At 45.1% G+C, this 17,588-nt stretch carries 19 protein-coding genes; 15 read left to right on the top strand and 4 right to left on the bottom strand.

Annotated elements, in window-relative coordinates; genetic code table 11:
* Positions 1–1,044: 1,044 nt before the first annotated feature.
* Both EOO49_RS15725 and EOO49_RS15720 read left to right on the top strand, forming a co-directional pair.
* Positions 1,045–1,896: a hypothetical protein gene (locus EOO49_RS15725; RefSeq protein WP_290847411.1), complete on the top strand. Its 852-nt coding sequence runs from the start codon at positions 1,045–1,047 to the stop codon at positions 1,894–1,896.
* Positions 1,893–2,294: a hypothetical protein gene (locus EOO49_RS15720; RefSeq protein ID WP_290847409.1), complete on the top strand. Its 402-nt coding sequence runs from the start codon at positions 1,893–1,895 to the stop codon at positions 2,292–2,294. The genes EOO49_RS15725 and EOO49_RS15720 overlap by 4 nt, the downstream gene beginning before the upstream one ends.
* A gap of 82 nt (positions 2,295–2,376) precedes the next feature.
* Here EOO49_RS15720 and EOO49_RS15715 read toward each other — a convergent pair whose 3' ends face one another.
* Positions 2,377–2,877: a lipocalin family protein gene (locus EOO49_RS15715; RefSeq protein WP_290847407.1), complete on the bottom strand. Its 501-nt coding sequence runs from the start codon at positions 2,875–2,877 to the stop codon at positions 2,377–2,379.
* A gap of 795 nt (positions 2,878–3,672) precedes the next feature.
* Here EOO49_RS15715 and EOO49_RS15710 point away from each other — a divergent pair.
* The 7 genes from EOO49_RS15710 to EOO49_RS15680 all read left to right on the top strand — a co-directional run bounded on the left by EOO49_RS15710 (position 3,673) and on the right by EOO49_RS15680 (position 7,578).
* Positions 3,673–4,287 (top strand): bifunctional nuclease family protein, encoded by a 615-nt coding sequence (locus EOO49_RS15710; protein ID WP_290847405.1) that lies wholly within the window; start codon positions 3,673–3,675, stop codon positions 4,285–4,287.
* A gap of 261 nt (positions 4,288–4,548) precedes the next feature.
* Positions 4,549–5,373 carry a thymidylate synthase gene (locus tag EOO49_RS15705; RefSeq protein WP_290847403.1) on the top strand — a complete coding sequence of 275 codons (825 nt, stop codon included), beginning with the start codon at positions 4,549–4,551 and terminating at the stop codon, positions 5,371–5,373.
* A 339-nt stretch (positions 5,374–5,712) separates the two neighbouring features.
* Positions 5,713–6,126, top strand: coding sequence for a VOC family protein (locus EOO49_RS15700; protein WP_290847401.1), 414 nt, complete (start codon positions 5,713–5,715; stop codon positions 6,124–6,126).
* Between the two features lie 9 nt (positions 6,127–6,135).
* Positions 6,136–6,276, top strand: coding sequence for a hypothetical protein (locus EOO49_RS15695; protein WP_290847399.1), 141 nt, complete (start codon positions 6,136–6,138; stop codon positions 6,274–6,276).
* 81 nt (positions 6,277–6,357) lie between these two features.
* Positions 6,358–6,729: a DoxX family protein gene (locus EOO49_RS15690; RefSeq protein WP_290847398.1), complete on the top strand. Its 372-nt coding sequence runs from the start codon at positions 6,358–6,360 to the stop codon at positions 6,727–6,729.
* 220 nt (positions 6,730–6,949) lie between these two features.
* Positions 6,950–7,159: a hypothetical protein gene (locus EOO49_RS15685; RefSeq protein WP_290847396.1), complete on the top strand. Its 210-nt coding sequence runs from the start codon at positions 6,950–6,952 to the stop codon at positions 7,157–7,159.
* Positions 7,160–7,194: 35 nt separating this feature from the next.
* Entirely contained in the window at positions 7,195–7,578 is a 384-nt protein-coding gene (locus EOO49_RS15680; protein WP_290847393.1) for a DoxX family protein, read from the top strand.
* Positions 7,579–7,617: 39 nt separating this feature from the next.
* Here the strand turns inward: EOO49_RS15680 and EOO49_RS15675 are convergent, their stop codons facing one another.
* Entirely contained in the window at positions 7,618–7,911 is a 294-nt protein-coding gene (locus tag EOO49_RS15675; RefSeq protein WP_290847391.1) for an isoamylase early set domain-containing protein, read from the bottom strand.
* Between the two features lie 240 nt (positions 7,912–8,151).
* Between EOO49_RS15675 and EOO49_RS15670 the strand changes: the two genes are divergently transcribed.
* Complete coding sequence (locus EOO49_RS15670; protein ID WP_290847389.1) at positions 8,152–8,634, top strand: dihydrofolate reductase; 483 nt, start codon at positions 8,152–8,154, stop codon at positions 8,632–8,634.
* Positions 8,635–8,717: 83 nt separating this feature from the next.
* Here the strand turns inward: EOO49_RS15670 and EOO49_RS15665 are convergent, their stop codons facing one another.
* Positions 8,718–9,044, bottom strand: coding sequence for a hypothetical protein (locus EOO49_RS15665; RefSeq protein ID WP_290847387.1), 327 nt, complete (start codon positions 9,042–9,044; stop codon positions 8,718–8,720).
* A 265-nt stretch (positions 9,045–9,309) separates the two neighbouring features.
* On the opposite strand from EOO49_RS15665, the gene ubiE reads away from it, so the two are divergent.
* Together ubiE and EOO49_RS15655 are read left to right on the top strand one after the other, a co-directional pair.
* Positions 9,310–10,047 (top strand): bifunctional demethylmenaquinone methyltransferase/2-methoxy-6-polyprenyl-1,4-benzoquinol methylase UbiE, encoded by a 738-nt coding sequence (gene ubiE / locus EOO49_RS15660; protein WP_290847385.1) that lies wholly within the window; start codon positions 9,310–9,312, stop codon positions 10,045–10,047.
* 1 nt (position 10,048) lies between these two features.
* Positions 10,049–10,759, top strand: coding sequence for a porin family protein (locus EOO49_RS15655; RefSeq protein WP_290847383.1), 711 nt, complete (start codon positions 10,049–10,051; stop codon positions 10,757–10,759).
* Positions 10,760–11,242: 483 nt separating this feature from the next.
* Here the strand turns inward: EOO49_RS15655 and EOO49_RS15650 are convergent, their stop codons facing one another.
* Positions 11,243–11,968, bottom strand: coding sequence for an RNA methyltransferase (locus EOO49_RS15650; RefSeq protein ID WP_290847381.1), 726 nt, complete (start codon positions 11,966–11,968; stop codon positions 11,243–11,245).
* Between the two features lie 36 nt (positions 11,969–12,004).
* On the opposite strand from EOO49_RS15650, the gene EOO49_RS15645 reads away from it, so the two are divergent.
* The 3 genes from EOO49_RS15645 (at position 12,005) to accD (ending at position 16,615) form a co-directional block, all read left to right on the top strand.
* A complete protein-coding gene (locus EOO49_RS15645; protein WP_290847379.1) occupies positions 12,005–14,557 on the top strand; it encodes a BamA/TamA family outer membrane protein in 2,553 nt (850 codons plus the stop codon).
* Positions 14,558–14,604: 47 nt separating this feature from the next.
* Entirely contained in the window at positions 14,605–15,672 is a 1,068-nt protein-coding gene (fbaA, locus tag EOO49_RS15640; protein ID WP_290847377.1) for a class II fructose-bisphosphate aldolase, read from the top strand.
* A gap of 88 nt (positions 15,673–15,760) precedes the next feature.
* A complete protein-coding gene (accD, locus tag EOO49_RS15635) occupies positions 15,761–16,615 on the top strand; it encodes an acetyl-CoA carboxylase, carboxyltransferase subunit beta (RefSeq protein ID WP_290847375.1) in 855 nt (284 codons plus the stop codon).
* Positions 16,616–17,588 lie beyond the last annotated feature (973 nt).

The following is a 17,588-nucleotide window of genomic DNA, read 5'->3' as shown; positions in this document are numbered from 1 at the left end:
CCTGACAATTACCGATTGACGCGGTAACCGTATAGTTACCAGACATCGTACCCGCGGCATTTGTTATTGTCGGGGACTGAGATGAACTTGTGTAGCCGTTTGGTCCGATCCAGTTATAAGTCACCGGATTCGCTCCATTTCCAACCGCCGAAGCAATAAGGTTGATTAAATTCCCTTTGCATACACGTATGTTATTTCCGGCATTTACACTAAAAATTGGAACAACCGAATAATTCACTGAGTTTCCAATGTTAGTAAGTCCAGAAGAATCCGAAACACTAACCAAATTGTACGTCACTGATCCAACAGCGGCCGTTGTCCCAGTCAGCGTTACAACCCCAGCTCCATTAGAATTCCCAGTAGTCTGCTGTGCGCCTCCATTTACCGTATAAACAAAAGTATAAGGAGCAGTCCCGCCGCTACCTGTAAAAGTAACCGTCGGTCCGGTGCTGTTTTGGCAAACGGACGCCGTAGAACTAATAGCGATCGTTGCAGAAGGCGGTAAAACCTCGGCATTTGCGATCCATCCAAAACTCAAAAACACGAAAAGTAGAATATTCCTCATAGGCAAAAATTAGGTGCAAGGTTAGTCATGCCCACCAATGGATGCAATACGGCATTACTCGTATTTTTCAATGCGAAAAACCGATTCCTGGCAAGCGGGCAAAACCCTAACTGAAACTGTAACGAAATTTGTTTGGTCGGCAAATGTAGCCTTTTTAACCTTACTGGTGCTTGAAAACACTATTTCGTTCGCGAAAGTAAAACATCGGATGATCACCAACTTACGGAACACCGTAATCGCAGGGATTTGTTCTGAAAAAGCTTCATCGCCAAGCTTTTGACAGCTACAGATCGTCCAAAGTAGGCCACAAGATTCAGCCCAATTCCAAATTGTAAAATCAGTCAAAAAAGCAGACTAACAATCCAAAAACCAACACATCGAAGCTATTCAGATAAAACACCAACCACGTTAGTGTCTTACCAAAGCATTTAGTGTTGCACGCCTCACTCCGACCCTAACTTGCACAAAAACAGCAAGTCATGGAAAAGCACCAACTTCTTCAGCACCAAACGCAGATTGTTTCAGAAACGCTTGAACAAATCCTCGGAACCAATCAGGCATACGTTTTCGGATACAAAGACGAGCGTCACTATTTCAGCGTTTTTCCGACAGCTGACTTGCGCAAAACGAATAAGCCACATCTCGACATTCTGGTATTCAGCGCCAAAACTTTCGAAGGACTCAACAATACACTGTCAGATTTGATTGCCCAAAGATCTCGGCAAGAATTCTCGGCAACGATCCTGTTGCACCAAACCAAGCATCTAAAGGAAAGGTCAACTGACATGCATTGGTTTTTTGACCGAGTGTTGCATTTTGGCATTCCGTTGGGCGACTATGAGCTCAAGACCGGCGACCCAATTTGCGATCCGGAAAGGGATCTTGTCGCTGCAGAGGCTTTTTGGCATAAATGCGAAGCGGTCGCGTCTTTGTATCTCGAATCGGCATTGGAATCCCAAAGATTGGATATCGAACTCGCGAAAGTCGCATTGCTTACACAAGCTGTCGAATATTTATTGCTTGGCCTGGTAAGGATTTTTCTCGGCTACACGCCTATCCAACACAATCTGAAATTCCTTTTTTCGCTTTGCGGACATTTTACTGCGTTGCACGAAGTTGTTTTTGAACAGGAAACTGCGATCGGGAAACGAAATTTCAGGCAACTATGCGTGCCCGCGACCATGCTAAGGCAATGGGACAAACTGGAATTGCCCGAAGCGGAATTCGAATCGCTTTCGGATGCTTGCCAAACCTTTTGCGACGAAGCCACGAAACTTGCACTGACGAAACTTGCCCAACTTAAAAACAACCCGAAAATCGAGACAAGATGAAAACCGAAACACTACGACTTTCAGCAGATATGCGCGACTTGGCACTGCAGCATTTCCGGTTGCTGCAATCGGAAAATCCACACAAAAAACGCGATACCGTCGAATTGCGGCTGTCAGGTTATCGCGACGTAATGCACCTGATCGCCGATATTGTCAAGGTGTCGATCCTGGCATTGGAAAACGGCGGGACCGGCGAACGTGCGTTTATTTCCGATCCGACTCTGAACGTGAGCGGCGTGCTTTCGTTGATCCTCGATTTGCTTCCGTACGAAGAAGCCGATCTGCTCGACAAGATTCGCCATGCCAGCTTCGAGCCCAATCGCGGTGCAGAACGAGATTGGGATTTCATCTTGCGGACTATTTCGCTCACGGCTCCGGCCAGTCTGTCAGAAAATTGAGACTACGTGCCCAAAAAACAAAGCACAAAAAAACCGCGGTCGTAAAAACCGCGGTCCAATCGAAAAAATAACTGAGTAAGAATTATTTTTTTGGTACGTACATCATGATGAGTTGCCCTTGCTTCAACGAAAGTTTGTCGGCAGAAAGTTCCTCGATCCCGAATGCGATCGGCTCGTTTTCGGCGGTGATCGTTACGGTTTTCTCGTCAGCGCTCAAAACCCAAGTTCCTTTGCGCGTCTTGAAACTTTTGTCCGGACTCATTACTGTTACGGTCGCTTTCCCGTCGGCTTCGAAGATGAATTCGGTCTTCGTTTTCATCGGTGGAACCATTTCTTCCATCATCGTTTTGAACTCGGCTTTTTCCTTGTCGTCCTTGAAAGAAGCGATCGCACCTTCATAATCCACATTGTCGAGCACCCAATCTTTGGCGATCATTTCTTTTGCAGTAGCTGGCTTTTCTACAACTGCAGGTGTTTCTGTTCCCGTGCTGTCTGTCGTTTCACCGTCTTTTTTGGCGTCTTTCGAACCACATGAGAATGCAAGGGCGAGTGCCATTGCGAACATTACGTTTTTGAATTTCATCTGTACTTATTTATTTGGTTTTTGATTTGTATCGGATTCCGGAAAAAAAATCTCCTTGATTACTGTTCCGATTCGGACGCAAACATAAAAGAAAATATTTCAACTGAAATGTTTTTTGTTTCATTTAATCGCCCGATTTTACAAAGAACACTGCAAGGTTAAACAAAAATAATTTGGAAATTTCGTCCGTTTAACCATTGTTTGGTTTCAATGTATATTCGTTTAAAAAATTTGTACTAACGTTTTGTTTTTTTAAGCTGATTCCGGCGGCCAGGCACTAGCTTTTTTGTAAAAACCGGTTTTTCTAGGGTTTAAAACGAGCTTCCTGCGGTCGCTGTTTTAAACTTAGAAAAAATCGGTTTTTTCTGCAAAAGGCTAGTTGCCCGCATCCGGGCTATTTTTCTTTTAGCCGCAAAATCTTTTTTTTCACTATTTTCCGTGAAACCGGAACTTATCTCACTAGCGCGACGTTGAGAACGAGCTGCGCTCGTTTATCTAGGCTTCGAGAGTGAGATAATTTCGGTGAACACGGAATTAAAATAAAAAGAAAAAGATCGTCTTACGACAATCCTAGCCCGGATGCGGGCAACTAGCCTTTTGCAGAAAAAGACGTGATTTTCTTGACTTGAAACAGCGACCAAAGGAAGCTCGTTTCAAGCCCTAGAAAAACCGGCTTTTGCAAAAAAGCTAGTGCCAGTCAGCCGGAAAAAGCTCCAAAAAAAAGAAAAAAACCCTTAACGCGAACGCAGTTCAAATGTTTCTTGCCAAATCAAAACGCAATCGTATTTTTGCAACATGAGTTTAGTGAAGCTGACAATAAAAGGGATCTCGTACAGCCAGACGCAAAATGGCGCTTACGCCCTGATTTTGAACGAAGTTGACGGAGACCGCAAACTTCCTATCGTCATTGGTGCATTTGAAGCACAGTCGATCGCGATTGCGCTTGAAAAAGAGATCCGTCCGCCGCGACCTTTGACGCACGACCTTTTCAAGAATTTCGCCGACAGGTTCGACATCGTCGTGAAACAGGTGATCATCCACAAGCTCGTGGACGGCGTTTTCTACTCGAGCATCATTTGCGAACGCGACAAGATCGAGGAAATTATCGATGCGCGCACGTCTGACGCGATTGCCTTGGCTTTGCGTTTCAACGCTCCGATTTTCACTTACAAGAATATTTTGGACAAGGCCGGGATTTACCTCAAGGCCAATCCGGAGAGCGAACAGAGCGACGATGTGTTGTCGGCACCGGAGACTTTCGGACTTGGGGAAGAATCGAACCAAGCCGGCGAAAGTTACTCCAAACACAGTATTTCTGAGTTGCACGAATTGCTTGAAGGCGCGGTTCGAGATGAAGATTATGAAAAGGCGGCCAAGATTCGCGATGAGATTTCGAGACGAGAGTCTTGATTAGTGGCAGAAGCAGTGGCAGTGGCAAAGCAGTGGCAGTTGCAGAAATCAAGTTGTTGAGATAGACGCCTGCTTTTTGTGATTTTTAGTTGCCAAGCCATGGAATCTTTTTGGAACTTTGTCTGTAAATCTGAAAATCCGACGTTCTGAGAATCAAAAGATCCCATTGCAAAACTGTTGATTTCTTTTTGATTTCTTCCTGCATCCGAATCCAAAACCAAAACTTCCAAAACGTATTTTTACGGCATTCAAGTCAATACCATGCAACAATATCACGACCTCGTAAAGCACGTTCTTGAGAACGGCGTACAAAAAGGAGACCGGACAGGAACGGGAACGAAAAGCGTTTTCGGTTATCAGATGCGTTTTGACCTTTCTCAGGGATTTCCGTTGGTGACGACGAAAAAACTGCACCTGAAATCTATCGTTCACGAGTTGCTTTGGTTCTTGAAGGGCGATACGAACATCAATTACCTGAGCGAAAACGGCGTCAGGATATGGGATGAATGGGCCGATCCGAATGGTGATTTGGGTCCGGTTTACGGCTATCAATGGAGAAATTGGAACGGTGAGGAAATCGACCAGATCAAAGAATTGATAGAAACTTTGAAATCGAGTCCTAACAGTCGACGCATGCTTGTTTCGGCTTGGAATCCATCTGTTTTGCCCGACACTTCGGTTTCTTTTGCAGAAAATGTTTCCAACGGAAAAGCGGCGCTTCCGCCATGTCACGCATTTTTCCAATTTTATGTGGCCGAAGGAAAACTGTCTTGCCAATTGTACCAACGCAGCGCCGATATCTTTTTGGGTGTTCCGTTCAACATCGCGTCTTATGCATTGTTTACGATGATGGTCGCGCAGGTTGTCGGTTTACAGCCTGGAGATTTTATCCACACTTTTGGCGATGCGCACATTTACAACAACCATTTCGAGCAGGTGGAATTGCAGCTTTCACGCGAGCCGCGCCCACTTCCGAAGATGATTCTGAATCCTGATATAAAGGATATTTTCGATTTTACTTTCGAAGATTTCACTTTGGTCGATTACGATCCGCATCCGCATATCAAGGGAATTGTGGCGGTTTAATCTGTCAGATAAAAAACACCAACCAATATGTCTTTCGGATAAAACCGACAGGCCTTTTTTCCAGAGCGTAGTACCAAAACGGCAAAATATCAGACACCAAGATCATAAATTTGATCGATAAAAAATCGGACAGCGCCGCTCTTACTATGCTGGCAAAATCACCCGATTGGATTCCGGCCCAGAGACGCGGGAAAAACCTGAGGTGCATCTTCACTTTGCCAATTGTAATAGCCGCTTCGGAATAACTGTCGCAAAACACCCTCAACATCGTCGCTTTCACACATCGACACAAAAACAAGACCGGCCTAACTTTGGCATAGAACTTAAAACCAAAGCATTATGCCAACTAGCATTTTTGTAAACTTGCCCGTACAGGATTTGAACCGATCGGTGGAATTCTTCACCAAACTCGGCTACACTTTCAACCAGACTTTCACCGATGAAAACGCCACGTGCATGATAATCGAGGAAAATTCGATTCACGTGATGTTGCTCGTCAAGCCATTTTTCAAAAGTTTTATGCTCGAACACGAAGACATTTGCGACACGAGTAAATTCCTCGAATCGATAATTTGCCTTACCGCCGAAAGTAGACAAGCCGTAGACGAAATCGTAAGCAAAGCAGTCGAAGCCGGCGGAACGGCACCGGGCGAAAAACAGGATTACGGCTATATGTACAACCACGGTTTCCGCGATCTCGATGGACATTGTTGGGAATTTACTTATATGGATGCTAGTCAGTTTCCGGCGTAGGTTGCAGAAGTGGTGGCTGAAGCAGTGGCAGTTGCAGAAGCAGTAGCAGTAGCAGTAGCAGTAGCAGAAGCAGAAGCAGAAGCAGAAGCAGAAGCAGAAGCAGAAGCAGAAGCAGAAGCAGAAGCAGAAGCAATGGCAGAAGCAGACTGACCGAAGCTGTTACATCCTAAGTTTCAACTCAGGCACTTTTCAACTCAGGCACTTTTTAAACTTAGACAAAAAAAAACTCCCATGAAAACACACAAAATCATTTTCTGGATCACGACTTCTTTGATTTTCCTTTTCGAAGGCGTCATGCCCGCACTTTTTTCGCAATCGGAAGACGCAAAAGCGGGCATCAGGCATTTGGGTTATCCCGATTATTTTGGAGCGGCTTTGGTCGTGTTCAAGATTTTGGGATGCATCATTTTGACTGTTCCGAAGTTTCGCGGACGCATCAAGGAATGGGCTTACGCCGGATTCGCTTTCGATTTCATCTTTGCTTCGATCAGCTATTTTTGCGTGGACGGATTCGGATTCTTCGCCGTTTTCCCATTGATCTGGCTTGGGATTTTGGCTTTGTCGTACAACAGTTATCACAAAATGAACGCTGTTGCAAAATGAAGTTTTGAACACCGATTTGCCTATAAGTTTTTTTCCAATATTGTAGTTCATTTGAAATACACTTTCGCTGTTGAGCCGCGTTTTTTTTGAACCATTAAGGACATTAAGTGCATTAAGTGCATCCGAAGTTTGTTTTAATTGTAGCCGATGAATTTCTGATTGCAGATTTTACCTTCTGGAAATCTCCGATGCGAAGCCCAAGTCAAAAAATACAAATTCGATGATTGAGATCTTTCGTACCAATATCTCCAAAACGACCGATGCCCGAAACATGGTTTTGAGCCTGATGTCGCTTTATCCGACAGGAAAAATAACGTTCGATCTCGAAGATTGCGACAAGGTTTTGCGCGTGGAGACTTTACGTCTGAAACCCGATGCGATAATATCGTTGATGCAAGCGTCTGGGTTTGCCTGCGAGATTTTGTCGTAAATTCGGAAGATTCATGTTCAACAAAACCAACCACTATGAGAATTTTGACCATTATCATTCGCAGTCTCGCGGGATTGCTGCTCTTGTTTGCCTCGGTTTCCTATTTTTTTGACCTTGTGCCGCAACCCGATCCATCCAAACTTCCCGAAGGCATTGCAAAGTGGGGCGCCGGCGCGGCTGCAACCGTTTACCTGATGCCGCTGGTAAAAGGCGTGGAATTGCTTTGCGGACTTCTTTTTGTCTCCGGATATTACGTGGCGCTGGCCGCTGTTGTGATCCTTCCGATTTCGATCAACGCGTTTTTGTTTCACGTCTTTCTCGATCCGGCGAGTATTGGTGGCGCTGCTTTCCTGCTTGCGGCCAACATTTACTTGCTTGCGGTCAACAGACATCGTTATGCCGCGATGTTCGCCAAATAACGTCCAAAAAAAATCGCCTTCGAAAGAGGCGATTTTTTATTAGGTATTCAGCACGCTGTTTTCAGATCCGAAGTCGTTTCCTCTTGTGCCGTCAGCTTCAGGCTCGTTTTGATACTCGCCGTCAACCACATATCTGAATTCGTAGACGCTGTCTTTCGCAAGGTCGAAAACGCCTTTGAATGTTCCGTTCTTTTGTTTGGCCAACGTTCCGGCCTCGGCGTCCCACGCGTTGAAATCTCCAACAACCGACGCGGTTTCGGCCGACTTGGCTTCCACTGAAAATGTCACTTTGCAGACCGGCTTCGTCTTCGTAAACTGTTTTTTGATAGCCATAATCGTTTCATTTTTAGATTTATGTAGCAAAGAAAAGCCTTTTCGAAACAATTTTCGTAAACCGGTAAAAGATTTACAATAATTTCACAAACCACTTGATTTTAAAGGCGTTTTCACAAAACTCCATCGGATATTTGACGATTCAAAATCATGAAAACGTTTTCCTGTTTTGAAATCAGGAATTCGGGCTTTTCGGTTTTTTGTCAGATGCACTATCTTTAACGCACTAAAATCTGCATCATGCTCATCTTGATCGCGGCTGCGGCCGAAAACAATGCTTTGGGAAAAGACAACGACCTGCTTTGGCACTTACCCGACGATTTCAAACGCTTCAAGGCGCTGACTTCGGGACATTACATCATAATGGGCCGCAAAACATTCGAGAGTTTCCCGAAGACATTGCCCAATCGCGTGCATGTGATCGTGACGCGACAATCTGATTACAAAGCCGAAAACTGCATTGTCGTGGGAAGTTTGGAAGAAGCGATCAAAGTTTGTCCGAAAAATGAAGATGTTTACGTGATCGGCGGAGGTGAAATCTACGAATTGGCGCTTCCGTTTGCCGACAAGATCGAATTGACGCGCGTTCACGTGTCGCTTGATGCCGAAGCGTTTTTCCCTGAATTTTCGCTTGAAGACTGGAAACTCGACGCGTCAGAATATCATCCGAAAGACGAAAGACACCAATACGATTTCACTTACGAGACCTATCTTCGGGCTTGACCCAAAATTTAGGGCAAAAAAAAACATCCGTTTTCACAGATGTTTGATTTACCGATGGAAGTATGTTACCGCCAGGATTTTGCCTATTCCTGAAACAAAATCTGATAACTTAAAAAGAAAACTGCTACCGCCATACTCAAGCCTGTAAGCAAGAGAATGATGTTTGCAGACTTTTGAGAAAATCTCTCAAAAAAGCCCTTAATACCAAATACCACAAAGATACTAAGGACGAAAAAAACTAAAATTTCCAAAAACAAATTTAACCCTAAGAACGTAAAATGTGACCCAAACCCTGAAGTAAGGGCAAGAGATCCGTCGTTCAGACTGTCCACAAGAAGCAACGAGAGCGCCAATGCAAGGCAAACCCATTTCAGTTCGGCAAAAAATACTTTAGACAACATAGTTTCCATCGGTTGTTATTTTTTGTAAAATTCCACTATATATGACCACGGCACAATACCCATAAATCGTGAAATTTTTTATATCCCTAATTTTAGGGATGCGCGGCAGAATCGTCCTACACCAAAACTTACCCGATCATTCGATATCCGAATAGGGAAAAACCTGAACACGATCGAGAGTTTCCGACATTTCCTGCCACTAGCCGACCAAATGCGCTTTCTGCCGAAAACCGCGAACCGCATTGCTTCGTTTATGTTATCTTTGCGAGCGATTATGAAAAAAGCTGAAAACGTTACTCCTTATAAAGATTCCGAACTCGGAAAGAAAGAGCAGGTCACCCAGATGTTCGACAACATTTCGGGCAATTACGACGGACTGAACCGCGTGATCTCGTTCGGGATCGACATCAAATGGCGAAAAAAAGTGCTGCAATTGGTTTCGGATACGAATCCGTCCAAAATACTTGACATCGCCACCGGAACCGGAGATTTGGCGATCCTGATGTCACAGACCAACGCCACGGAAATCGTCGGGTTGGACTTGTCTGAAGGCATGTTGGAGGTTGGCCGAAAAAAAGTATCCGAAAGAAAACTCGACGGCAAAATCACTTTGGTGCAAGGCGATTCCGAAAATTTGCCCTTCGAAGACAATTCTTTCGACGCAGTCACGGTTGGCTTTGGAGTGCGCAATTTCGAAACGCTCGAAAAAGGACTTGCCGAGATTTTGAGAGTCTTGCGTCCGAACGGTATTTTCGTGATCCTAGAATCGTCGAACCCGACAAAATTCCCGTTCAAACAAGGTTATACTTTCTACAACAAATACATTTTGCCCACGATAGGAAAGCTGTTTTCCAAAGACCGATCGGCTTACGGTTACCTTTCAGAATCGATGTCGGTGTTTCCTTTCGGCGAACAACTGAACAATATTTTGCGTAAAATTGGGTTTATAAACGTGCGATCGCTGCCTCAAACCTTTGGTGTCGCCACGATTTATGTCGCTTTCAAAAAATAGGATGAAAAAGATAATTGCCTTATCCATAGCGCTTTTCGCCATACAATCTTACGCCCAAGGTCCGACGGGAATGTTCGGTACAGATCCGATCACGAACCTCGAGAACTTCGATAAACAGCGCGTGCATTGGGGTTATTTCCTCGGATTCAACATTTACGACTTCAAGTTCGACTACGAAAAACCGGGTCAGGACATCCAGGTCGACAAAACGACGGGATTCAACGTCGGGCTTGTAGGAAATTTGCGTTTGATGGAATATCTCGATTTGCGTTTCGAGCCCGGTTTGTACTACACGCAGCGCGATTTGCGTTATTCCGGATTTCCCGATGGTGACGAGATCAACTCGCTTCGAGAAGTGCGTTCGACTTACATCCACTTCCCGCTTTTGCTCAAGTTTTCGGCGCTTAGAACCGGAAATATCAGACCTTATTTGGTTGGTGGCGCTTCGCGGACTTTGAACCTCTCGTCCAACTTCAAATCAAAGGACGACAACACGCAAGGCCGTTTCCGGATGAAACAATGGACGAGCAATTACGAAATGGGCTTCGGAGTCGATCTCTATTTCGAATACTTCAAGTTCTCGCCATCGATTCGCGGTGTTTTCGGACTCAACAACGAGATCATTCCCGATGCCGACCCGAACAGTCCGTGGACCGGAAACGTGAATGCCATGAAGACTCGGGCGATTTTTGTGAACTTTACGTTTCATTGATAAATTCCAAACTCCGGCCGGAAGCCTCGGAACCGGATTTCAAAATAGAACCTAAGACTTCTGAAATTCGCTTTGCTCTGTTCGCCTTAAATTTTCTATTTAAAAAACCTAAGATACATCTGGATAGGTTTATCGAAATAAAAGCGGCGCGAAGAAAGTTTAACATTTTTTACAGATTTTCTGTAATGAGGACTTTCATTTTTTTTATAGGGATGTATCAGCCCCTCCCCATAGAAGCAAAGTTCGGGTTTCTGAAAATACACGCATTACAGAAAATCTGCCGTTTTTGTTAAAAGACGATTACCGTAAGATCAATTGGTAGATTTTTTCGATTCTTTTTTTACTTCTGCAAAAAATCGCTAAAACAAACTTCTGACAACAAGGCCAAGGCTCTCTAATTGAATCCTTTAAATCCTGGATTTAATCGCAGGTTTCTGCCAAATTTTCCCTAACACAATTGGTTACGAAACTTTAGATGGAATTTTAACCTCGTCGGAATTCACTCAAGATAATCGCGGTCGCGGTCGCCACATTCAAACTCTCGGTTTTCTGAAGATCGCCGAACCTCGGAATCGATATCCGTTTGGTCACGAATTTTTCCACTTCGGATGAAATGCCGTTCGCTTCATTTCCCATGATTATTATTCCTTCCGATGGCAGTTTTTCAGTGTAGATGTTTTGTCCGTCCATAAACGTCCCGAAGATCTCCAGACTGGTTTTTTGCAGGAAATCGGATAAATCCAAATAGGAAACATTGACTCTCGCGAGCGAACCCATCGTGGCCTGGACGACTTTTGGATTGTACAGATCGGCGGTTGCTTTGGAACAGATCACCTGCGAAATGCCGAACCAATCGCAAAGACGCAAAATGGTTCCGAGGTTTCCCGGATCGCGAATGTCGTCGAGTGCTACGATCAATCCTTTTTCGAGAATCGGTTTTGGCGTTGGAATCTCAAAAATGGCAAGACAATTGTTGGCTGTCGAAAGCGCGCTCATTTTCTTGAGTTCGGCTTCGGTGGCAGCCGTTTTTTTGTCCGATGGCACTTTGGCGAACAAACTTTCGGTCTCGAAAAGATGCTCGAGCGCAAAGCCAGATGCGATGAGTTCGCCTATGACTTTTCGGCCTTCGGCTAAAAACAAGCCTTCCTGTTGCCGATACTTTTTTTGGTGCAGTCCCGTTATTCGCTTTATTTGGTTTTTACTAACCATTATTTGTTCTATTTTTGACCTTTAATCGCCTGACTTTTGAAGAGCCTGCCCGCAAAAATACTATTATTTGTCCTTTTCGGACTGTTGGTCGTAGGCTGTAATTCGGTGAAACGGGTTCCGAAGAACAAAAAACTGCTCAACAAGAACGAATTTTTCGTGAACGACAAGAAGCAGAATTCCGAAGATCTCGAGAATCTCATGTACCAAAAGCCCAATTCCGACCTTCTCGGATACAAGCTGCGACTCAATCTGTACAACTTGGCCAACCCAAATCCAGATTCTACCTATCGCGCAAAATTCATCCGAAATCCCAAGAAATACGAGCGTTTGGCCAAGATCCTTTCCAAGAAACAAGTCAATCGTCTGGGCAAATCTTTTTATTACTTCGGATTCCATGAAATGCTCAAACGCGTTGGCGAAGCGCCGGTAATCGTCGATACGATCAACATCCGAAAGTCAAGATTGCGACTCAAAGGCCATTATTTCAACAAGGGATTTTTCAATGCGAAAATCTCGTCGAAAATCGACACACTTCCCAACAAAAAAGCCAAAGTTACCTACACGATTCACACCGGAAAAGCTTATCTGCTCGACTCTTTGACGCAACAAATCTCGACGCCTATTCTCGATTCGATGTTTCAGGCGACGAAAGAAAAATCGCTATTGGTTTCCGGAAAACAGTTCAACGGACAAGATTTCGACGCCGAAAAAGCCCGCGTCGCCTCGCTTTACAGAAACAACGGGATTTACCATTTCCAGGCGAATTACATCAAATATGACATCGACACGGTAGACACCGGACACAAGGCCAACAGCAACATGATCATCGACGATTACAGTTATCGCGAGAACGACACGACCAAAACGATGCCGTTCAAGCAGTACAGGATCAGCGAGGTCAATATTTACACCGATGCGACCGGAAGCAAAATCAAGCCGACAATCAACGACAGCGTGACGTACAACGGTTACAATCTTTATGCGACTGAAAAGTTGAAATACCGCCCGAAAGCAATTACCGATGCGGTTTTTGTGTCGAAAGGCAATCTGTTTTCGGACATTAGGACGACTGTCACTTCGCGCTATTTGAGCAATCTTCGGGTTTTCAATTATCCGTCGATACAGTATGAGGTCGATACGCGCGATACGATCGGAAATTCGCTTATCGCCAATATCTATCTGGTTCCGAGGAAAAAGTACAGTTTCGGTTATAGTTTGGATGTCACGCACTCGAACATCCAGGATTTCGGGATTCAGGGAACGACTTCGTTTACGATACGCAATGTTTTCAACGGAGCCGAAACGCTGGAAATCGCCGCGCGCGGAAACATCGGTTCTTCTACGAGTTTCGCGAATCCGAACGATACTTTTTTCAACGTCTCCGAATATGGAGCCGATATGAAACTGAGCTTCCCGAGAATCGTATTTCCGCTAAAGACCGAAAAAATCATCCCGAAGAACATGATCCCCGTCACAACGCTTTCTTTGGGTTATGCCAAGCAGCAAAACATCGGTCTCGACAAGGAAAATTTCACGGGCGCTTTCAGTTACAACTGGAATCCGAAGCGATTTTACAGCGCCAGATTCGACTTGTTCAACATTCAATATGTGAAGAATCTTTTCCCTGAAAATTACTTCCGGGTTTATTCTTCGTCCTATGGCGCGCTCAACGACATCGCCCAACAATATGCCGCCGGAAATCCCGAATATTTCTCGGGCGACAACCTCGAGCCGGAACAAGGCACGCTGGCTTTCATCAACGACGCTTTGAACAACAACGCTTTTCCGCTTACGCCGAATCAGACCAGAACCGTGAGAAGCATCGAGGAAAGACGCAAAAGACTTACCGAAAACAACCTGATTTTCGCTTCGAGCTTCAGTTATTCCAGAACGACGAAAACAGATTTGCAGGACAATACTTTCTATACCTTTAGGACGAAAGTCGAGTCGGCGGGGAACTTTTTGGCGCTCGTGGCACGTCTGTCAAAGCAATTGGAAAACCAAAACGGCAACAACACGATTTTCGACATCGAATATTCCCAATATCTCAAAGGTGAATTCGAATACATCAAACACTGGGATTTGAGCCGGAAAAAGGTTTTGGCCATGCGCGCTTTCGCCGGAATCGCCGTGCCTTACGGGAATTCGAACAGCATTCCGTTCTCGCGAAGCTATTTCGCCGGCGGATCGAACGACAACCGCGGCTGGCAATCGTACTCGCTCGGACCTGGTTCATCAGGCGGAATCAACGACTTCAACGAAGCGAACATGAAACTCGCCTACTCGACCGAATTGCGTTTCAACCTTTTCGGGGATTTGCACAGTGCGGTTTTTGTCGATGTGGGAAACATCTGGAACGTGTTCGACAACATCGAGGACGAACGCTACACCTTCAACGGACTGCATTCGCTTCGTGACATCGCCGTAGGATCAGGATTTGGTCTGCGATATGACTTCAATTTCTTTGTCGTGCGCCTCGACATCGGTTTCAAGACTTACGATCCGGCCGTGACCAATGGCAGCCGATGGTTCAAAGACTACAATTTCGGTAACTCCGTGCTAAATATCGGGATCAACTATCCGTTCTAAATTAAGAAATACTTATTTTTGTAACCTTTAATTCAAAACAAACTGACATGGCCCATAATATCAAACCTGGTGTGGCAACCGGGGACGAGGTTCAGGAAATTTTCCGCCTTGCTAAAGAAAAAGGATTCGCCCTTCCGGCAGTAAACGTCATAGGATCGAGCACTATCAACGGTGTTTTGGAGACTGCGGCGAAATTGAAAGCTCCGGTTATCATCCAATTTTCTAACGGTGGCGCGGCTTTCAACGCCGGAAAAGGATTCCCGAACGAGGGTCAAAGTGCCGCGATTGCAGGTGCGATTGCAGGTGCGAAACACATCCACACGCTAGCCGAAGCTTACGGAGCGACGGTAATTTTGCACACGGACCACTGCGCGAAAAAACTGCTTCCATGGATCGACGGTCTTTTGGACGCCAGCGAAAAACACTTCGCCGAAACAGGAAAACCATTGTTCTCCTCGCACATGCTCGACCTTTCGGAAGAGCCGATGCACGAAAACATCGAGATCTGCAAGCAATATTTCGAGCGCATGGACAAAATGGGCATGACGATCGAGATCGAACTTGGAATTACAGGCGGTGAAGAAGACGGCGTTGACAACTCTGGCGTCGATCACTCAGAATTGTATTCCACACCTGAAGATGTCGATTATGCTTACACCGAACTCTCAAAAGTAAGCCCTCGTTTCACTATCGCCGCGGCTTTCGGAAACGTCCACGGCGTTTACAAGCCCGGAAACGTAAAGTTGACACCTACGATTTTGCGCGATTCGCAGGAGTACATCCAGGAAAAGCACAACAGCGATAAAAACCCTGTAGATTTCGTATTCCACGGCGGTTCAGGTTCTACTCCGGAGGAAATCAAAGAAGCGATTTCTTACGGCGTAATCAAGATGAACATCGACACAGATTTGCAATTCGCTTTCACCGAAGGCATCCGCGATTACATGGTTGGTAACATCGATTATCTGAAAACGCAGATCGGGAATCCTACGGGAGACGATTCACCAAACAAAAAGTATTACGACCCAAGAAAATGGATCCGCGAAGGCGAAATGACGTTCAACAAGCGTCTTGAAGAAGCTTTTGCCGATTTGAACAACGTAAATACTTTGTAATTAACAATTAATAATAAGTCAATGAATAATGACGTTCGCGACCCCGAATTCATTATTACTTATCAATTATTAATTATTCATTGAAGATATGGCTTGGTTTAAAAGAACAGAGAAAGGCATTCAGACCGCCACCGAAGATAAAAAAGACGTTCCCAAAGGACTTTGGTACAAATCGCCTACCGGAAAAATCGTCGATGCCGATGAACTGGCGCGCAATCTTTACGTCAGCCCCGAAGATGGCTTTCACGTAAGGATCGGAAGCAAGGAATATTTCGAGATCTTGTTCGACAACAACGAATTCAAGGAACTCGACAAGAATATCACTTCCAAAGACACGCTTCACTTTGTTGACACCAAAAAATATTCCGACCGTTTGAAAGACGCTCAGGAAAAGACCAAGTTGAAAGACGCGGTTCGCACCGGAGTCGGGAAATCGAAAGGTAAAGATATCGTGGTTTGCTGTATGGATTTCGCGTTTATCGGAGGTTCGATGGGCGCGGTCGTAGGTGAGAAAATCGCCCGCGGAATCGACCATTCGATCAAGAACAAGATTCCGTTCGTGATGATCTCGAAATCGGGAGGCGCTCGTATGATGGAAGCTGCTTACTCGTTGATGCAGTTGGCCAAAACCTCTGCGAAATTGGCCCAATTGGCCGATGCGAAAGTGCCTTATATCTCGCTTTGCACAGATCCGACCACTGGTGGAACGACAGCTTCTTACGCAATGCTTGGCGATATCAACATTTCCGAGCCAGGCGCATTGATAGGATTCGCCGGACCTCGCGTAGTAAAAGACACCACCGGTAAAGATTTACCCGAAGGCTTCCAAACCGCCGAATTTGTGCTCGAACACGGGTTTTTGGATTTTATTGCTCACAGAAAAGAGCTTAAGAACAAAGTCAATCTTTATTTGGATTTGATCCTGAATCAGGAAATTCGTTAATCGGAATTTATCTTACACCAAACCGCTTTTTTTGAAGCGGTTTTTTTTTGCGCGGTGTCGTGTTTCTTTTTTGGAGCTTTTTCCGGCTAACCTGGCACTAGCTTTCTTTAAAAAACCGGTTTTTCTTAGGTTTAAAACGAGCTTCCTGCGGTCGCTGTTTTAAATCTAGAAAAATTTGGTTTTTTCTGCGAAAGGCTAGTTGCCGTTATCCGGGCTATTTTTCTTTTAACCGCAAAATCCTTTTTTCTTTATTATTTTCCGTGAAACCGGATCTATCTCACGCTCGAAGCCTAATAAAAATGAGCTTCGCTCATTTTGCTTCTTTCGCCGGCTGCGCCGTCGCGTACTTTGATTTTCTTTCGTCGCCTGTCCGGCGGGGAGTTCTTTTGTCTGGCAACAAAAGAACCAAAAATGCCTTGCGGCTCGAACCAAAAACGCGACCTGACAGCCTTGAAATTTGGAAAAGAGGCGAACAATGCGCTATGCCGCTGACGCCTCTTTTTTACCAAATTTCAAGACTTCAGGTGCCCGCGTTTTGTGCTTAGGCCGCGGACTAATCGGAAGTGTTCATTTGCTTTTTAGCTTGCTTCGCGGCGCCAAAAATTGGCTTCGTAGGAAAGTTTTCGGTTTCGAGAACCTCTCGTTTGGCTCCGTAGCGAAAACAGGTGTGTCTTTGACGGGAACAATCGGTTGGCTTTGACTGAAAATCTTGAGTTTTTACGACCATAAACCTAGATGAAAAAGCGGCTTTGAAAAAATTTGGACGTTTTGGAACACAGATTTTCGAAGCCAGAAATTTCCGGCGACGACGTTATGGAAACGATTCTGGCGATTGAGGAAAAAGTGTGTTTCGAAGACGCATTTTTCCAAAGCGACAGCGGAGGAAATCGAGGCCCGAGCAGATAGCAAGTCGTTTCACAAAAATCTCCGGGCCCGAAGATTCAACAAAGTTAAAAATGTCAATAGACACTTT

The sequence above is a fragment of the Flavobacterium sp. genome, assembly GCF_004295795.1.
In the GTDB taxonomy this organism is placed as follows: Bacteria; Bacteroidota; Bacteroidia; order Flavobacteriales; family Flavobacteriaceae; genus Flavobacterium.
The sequence above is the reverse complement of the archived record's forward strand: the minus strand, read 5'-3'. Positions and strand labels throughout refer to the sequence as shown.